We start from the raw sequence: 5,616 nt of genomic DNA, 5'->3' as shown, positions 1-5,616 counted from the left end.
TTATCAAAAATTCTTTCGGTTTTGCCATCCATAAATATAACTATAAATAACGACTTTTCAAAATAAAAATGGTATAACTTGACTAATTTCTTGAATCTTGAGCTATCCAGTTTTGAAATTATTTGAGAGAACAATGTTATATTTAGCATCAGAGAAAGGTGTTTTTTGTGTTGCACCACAAAGGTAACTTTGAGGAACAAATTTCCCTTTCTCTTTTTAAACGTTTAGGACGCTATTGCTATAAAATAATTACTCCACTTGCAATGTACATTTTAACTTGTACTGTTTTTGTGATGCAACTTGCTTATTTTAAGATTTTATAGTTACTCTTAATCGCATCCATAAATAGAATTGTGCACCTAGTATTAAGGAAGAAACTACTAAATGAACCGCTTGTGCGCCAAAAGGAAAGTCTAAGTAATTCATAAAAATACCACTCAAAATAGTAATCATAAATAAACCAGCCAGTAAATAGTATGGAGTTTTAGGATGGTGAAATTTCTTTATCGTTATATAAAAAAACCAAATATGTGCGATTACTAATAGAATAGAGTAGCTTCTATGTATCATAAAAACTAAAGGTCCATTTTCTAACCATTTAGAGCTCAGTGGATAGCCTAGTAAATCTACTTGGTGGTCTATAAACTGCCTCACCTGTGTTCCCATTGCTACTTGTACCAGAGTCAGGATAATAAGCAAAGCAGCAAACCGCGCCATTTTCTTATTAGATTTAAAACGGTAATCTATAGGTTTTACCTCGTGTAATAAATAGATCAATAACCCTACGATCAGAAGCGCTACTATCATATGAAATGTGATCAACGCTGGAGATAAATTTGTATCAACCACTATTTTACCGATTACAGCCTGCACTAGCATGGAGATTACAGCAACAAAGCTTAAAATAGTAAGCCATGGTCTTTTTTTAAAATAACGCAATGAAAATATAAACATGACTAACACCACCAGGCCGCCTAGTGCGCCTATAAGTCGGTTTATATACTCTGTCCAGGTGTGGTAAACATTAAAAAGAGCGTAATCATGTTTTGTATAAAGTTCCCAATTTTTTTCAGAAAAGGTTTTTGAGGATAAAAAATCATATTTGGCTACTCGCAGTTCTTCGTCTACTATAATTACCATTCCTTCTTTGTAAGGCGTTTCTGGAGAGAACTCTATTTGAGATTGTTCTGTCGGTGGTATTAAATAACCAAAACACTTAGGCCAGTCCGGACACCCCATACCACTACCAGTCATGCGTACCACAGCGCCAGCAATAATAATAAGATAAATAACTATAATACTTAAAGATAACCACTGGCGGTATCTTTTTTCTGAGAAAAAATTTTGAATACGTTTATTCATTTCAATCGTTCCTTTTGTAACTCTCCTAATTAATGTAATCTATCACCACGCACTTCTAGCTCGCTTATAAAACTAGCTTCATATTCTAACCAGTAGTTCCAGCGTTCCATGACATCATCTTCGGTAAAATGCATTTTTGCAAGTTGTAGAAAGAGTTTGTAATGTGAGGCTTCGGCAACCATAAATTTGTAATAGAATTCTTGTAAATCTGCATCGTCTAGATTTTGCCATAGTGTTTTAAAACGCTCACAACTGCGCGCCTCTATCATTGCACAAATAAGAAGTTGATCTAGAAAATACCCTTCCCGACTTTGTCCTTTTTTCTTTCCTTTTACTAGTTTTTTCACATATTCGTCTTGTCTTTGTAAACCTAGTTCCAGGCCGCGTTCCTTTAGTTTTGCAATCACCATTCTAAAATGGCCCCATTCTTCAGTAACTACAGGAGATAACAGTTCTACTATTCCTTCACGCTCAGAGTATTGTTGTATCAAGGATATGATATTACTTGTTGCCTTTTGTTCACAAAAAGCATGGTCGGTAAGAATATGTTGTAGACTGATGGTAGAAATATCTGCCCATCGTGGATCAGTAGGTAATTTAAGACCTAGTGTAAATTTCTTTTCGGCTTTCATTTTCATAATACAAAGGTCGTGAACCCTGCGCATTTATAACAAGATTTGTTAACTTTTCATCTCATAAAAAATATCTAACTAGTAAGCGATCATCTGCATTTAAAAACGATCGTGTAAAACTATGCAACCTTTAAAAATATAATTACTAGGTATCAATTTCTTATAAAAAAGCATACTACATAGCTTAAATTTATATAGATTTTTAGATGTAGAACTCGCTTTCGCGAAAGCGGAAACAACATCATAAACAGTACCGTAAAACAGTCTGTACTGCATCTATAAAATTCTGCCACTAAAAAACTATCTTTGCAGCCCTTAAATTATCATAGATCATGCCCGTAGAGACAGCTACAAAATCAGTCGCTTTTTACACATTAGGTTGTAAACTTAATTTTAGTGAGACCAGTACCATTGCTCGTTCTTTTGAACAAGAAGGTTTTGATAGAGTAGACTTTGAAAAAAAAGCAGACATCTATGTGGTAAATACTTGCAGTGTTACAGAAAATGCAGATAAGCGTTTTAAATCTGTGGTTAAAAAAGCGCAGAAGGTAAATGAAGATGCTTTTGTCATAGCAGTAGGTTGTTATGCGCAATTAAAACCAGAAGAACTGGCCGCTGTAGATGGAGTAGATCTTGTTCTAGGTGCTACAGAAAAATTTAAAATCACAGATTATCTCAATCAGCTGTCTAAGGAAGATCCAGCTCAAGTTCACTCTTGTGAGATAGATGAGGCAGATTTTTACGTAGGTTCTTATTCCATAGGTGATAGAACTAGGGCTTTTCTCAAAGTGCAAGACGGTTGTGACTATAAATGTACGTACTGTACCATACCACTAGCTCGTGGAATCTCGCGTAGTGATACTTTACAGAATGTAATGGATAATGCAAGACAGATAAGCGAGCAAGGGATTAAAGAAATAGTCCTTACAGGTGTTAATATAGGTGATTATGGAAAAGGAGAACATGGTAATAAACGTCATGAGCATACCTTTCTAGATCTGGTTCATGCACTAGACACAGTAAAAGGGATAGAACGTTTACGTATATCTTCTATAGAACCTAATTTATTGAAGAATGAGACCATAGAATTTGTCTCTGGAGCAAATGCCTTTGTACCTCATTTTCATATCCCATTACAAGTAGGTAATAACGAGTTGTTGGGTAAGATGAAACGTCGCTATAATCGAGAATTATACACGGATCGTGTAAGTAAGATTAAAGAAGTAATGCCAGACTGCTGTATAGGTGTAGATGTAATAGTAGGATTTCCAGGAGAGACAGATGACCATTTTCTAGATACTTATAATTATTTAAGTGAACTAGATCTCTCTTATTTACATGTATTTACCTATTCAGAAAGAGAAAACACGCCAGCCGCTACTATGGAAGGTGCTGTGCCTATTAACGTGCGTAAAAAAAGATCTAAAATGCTACGCGGTCTTTCTGTAAAAAAACGTCGTGCTTTTTATGAAAGTCAGTTAGGTAAGAATAAAACGGTACTATGGGAAGCAGAGAATAAAGAGGGTTTTATTCATGGTTTTACAGAGAATTATGTAAAAGTAAAAACCTACTGGAATCCAGAATTTGTAAACCAATTGCATGATGTCAAATTACTATCTATAGAAGAAGACGGCATAGTCCGTATAGAAGTAATACATTAAACTTTAAAATACCGTACTTCACATAAAAATAAATTAAACTTGCAAGCGTTATTCACTTGCAGTTATTCAAAAACCATTGATGCGTCACTTGTTTCTTCTCATTTTGTTATGTTCTGCTTTAGCAAATGCGCAAATAGGAGGACAGTCTACATACCAGTTTTTAAACTTAGTATCTGGAACAAAGCAAGCGGCTCTAGGTGGTAGAGTGCTTACTGCGGTAGATTATGATCCTACGTCGGGAATCCTCAATCCGGCGACCATTAATCCTAAAATGGATAATCAGTTACAGGTAAATTATGTCAATTATTTAGGAGATGTAAATTATGGTACTGCTAGTTATGCTTATACCTGGGACAGACACGTGCAGACTTTTCATGCAGGTGTTACTTACTTAAATTACGGGAAATTTGATGGTTTTGACGAGCAGGGAAACTCTACCGGAGAATTCGGTGGTAGTGAGGTGGCCGTCTCTATGGGATATGCTTATAATATACCGTGGTCTGATTTTTATGTAGGCGCAAACCTTAAATTCATTTCTTCAAAATTAGATATCTACACATCCTTTGGTGGAGCGGTAGATATAGGTTTCTTATATTATAATGAAGATAAAGCTATACGTGCAGCGGTGGTCGTACGTAATCTAGGGACACAGTTTACACCTTATAACGAGATTTATGAAGACCTACCTTTAGAAATATCGGCAGGATTTTCTAATAATATGAAATACCTTCCTTTAAGACTGCACGTTACTTTAGAAAATCTGCAACAATGGAATATAGCCTTTGTGAATGAAGCAAACGCACAAACAGATCTGGACGGTAATGTGACAGATGAGAAACCTGGATTTATTAACAATGCTTTGAGACATACCGTATTAGGATTAGAGATTTTTCCAGAACAAGTTTTTGAAGTACGTTTAGGGTACAGTTTTAGAAGAGCCGAAGAATTGCGCATACAGGACACGAGAGCTTTTTCTGGTGTGAGTGCTGGTTTTTCTTTAAAAATGAATAATTTAAGATTTAGTTACACGCATGCTAGGTATACACTAGCGTCACATACGAGCCTTTTTGGGGTTAATATAAATTTGCAATAAATGAGTAAGAAAATTACAATCGCTATAGATGGACATTCTAGTACTGGTAAAAGTACCGCTGCAAAACAACTTGCTGTAAAATTGCAATATGTTTATGTCGACACTGGAGCGATGTATAGAGCCGTTTCTTTTTACGCTTTACGCGAAAACTTGATTGCATCTGGCAAACTAGACCATAAAAAGCTGATAGAACATTTACCAAATATTAAAATCAGTTTTTCCTATAATAAAGACACAGATCGTGCAGATGTGTATTTAAATGGTGAGAATATAGAAAAGCAAATACGCACACTAGAAGTAAGTGGTATAGTAAGTAAAGTTGCCGAAATATCTGAAGTACGCGCAAAGCTAGTAGAGCAACAACAAGCTATGGGAACTGAAAAAGGAATCGTTATGGATGGACGGGACATAGGTAGCGTGGTTTTTCCAGATGCAGAACTCAAAGTTTTTATGACTGCAGCGCCAGAAGTACGTGCACAAAGACGTTATGCAGAGTTGCTAGAAAGAGGTGATGACGTCTCCTTAGAAGAAGTACTAGAAAATGTAATAGGAAGAGATCATATCGATTCTACAAGAGAAGATAGTCCACTTATACAGTTGCCAGAAGCAAAATTATTAGATACTTCAAAAATGACAAGAGAACAACAATTTGAATTGTTAGTCTCTTGGGCTGAAGAGGCTTTGTTAGATTAAATTCTTCTTGATGCAAAATCCATATGATCACGTCATCCAGCTGAAGAGAGGAATCGTTTAGAATTATTATATTCTTGATAAAATTATAGATCTCGATCCAATCCTGTCCTAAATAAATTTAAGACATATCAAACCTAACCATTTTACTGGTTTGATTAGCTGTTTTATTGTTTTT

6 protein-coding genes are annotated in these 5,616 nt (G+C 35.4%); 3 read left to right on the top strand and 3 right to left on the bottom strand.

What is annotated here, in order from left to right:
* Positions 1 to 309: 309 nt before the first annotated feature.
* The 3 genes from Q0838_RS13975 to Q0838_RS13965 all read right to left on the bottom strand — a co-directional run bounded on the left by Q0838_RS13975 (position 310) and on the right by Q0838_RS13965 (position 2,270).
* Positions 310 to 1,362 carry a heme A synthase gene (locus Q0838_RS13975; protein WP_298956474.1) on the bottom strand — a complete coding sequence of 351 codons (1,053 nt, stop codon included), beginning with the start codon at positions 1,360 to 1,362 and terminating at the stop codon, positions 310 to 312.
* Between the two features lie 29 nt (positions 1,363 to 1,391).
* A complete protein-coding gene (locus Q0838_RS13970; protein WP_298956471.1) occupies positions 1,392 to 2,000 on the bottom strand; it encodes a tRNA-(ms[2]io[6]A)-hydroxylase in 609 nt (202 codons plus the stop codon).
* Between the two features lie 93 nt (positions 2,001 to 2,093).
* The gene (locus tag Q0838_RS13965) at positions 2,094 to 2,270 is read right to left on the bottom strand and encodes a hypothetical protein (protein WP_298956469.1); all 177 of its coding nucleotides are present in this window, start codon (positions 2,268 to 2,270) and stop codon (positions 2,094 to 2,096) included.
* Positions 2,271 to 2,326: 56 nt separating this feature from the next.
* On the opposite strand from Q0838_RS13965, the gene mtaB reads away from it, so the two are divergent.
* The 3 genes from mtaB (at position 2,327) to cmk (ending at position 5,441) form a co-directional block, all read left to right on the top strand.
* Positions 2,327 to 3,655, top strand: coding sequence for a tRNA (N(6)-L-threonylcarbamoyladenosine(37)-C(2))-methylthiotransferase MtaB (gene mtaB, locus Q0838_RS13960; RefSeq protein ID WP_298956466.1), 1,329 nt, complete (start codon positions 2,327 to 2,329; stop codon positions 3,653 to 3,655).
* 79 nt (positions 3,656 to 3,734) lie between these two features.
* The gene (porQ, locus tag Q0838_RS13955; protein ID WP_298956463.1) at positions 3,735 to 4,748 is read left to right on the top strand and encodes a type IX secretion system protein PorQ; all 1,014 of its coding nucleotides are present in this window, start codon (positions 3,735 to 3,737) and stop codon (positions 4,746 to 4,748) included.
* Positions 4,749 to 5,441 (top strand): (d)CMP kinase, encoded by a 693-nt coding sequence (gene cmk, locus Q0838_RS13950; protein WP_298956460.1) that lies wholly within the window; start codon positions 4,749 to 4,751, stop codon positions 5,439 to 5,441.
* The last annotated feature ends 175 nt before the right edge of the window (positions 5,442 to 5,616 follow it).

The organism is uncultured Nonlabens sp., from assembly GCF_947495285.1.
GTDB lineage: Bacteria > Bacteroidota > Bacteroidia > Flavobacteriales > Flavobacteriaceae > Nonlabens.
The sequence above is the reverse complement of the archived record's forward strand: the minus strand, read 5'-3'. Positions and strand labels throughout refer to the sequence as shown.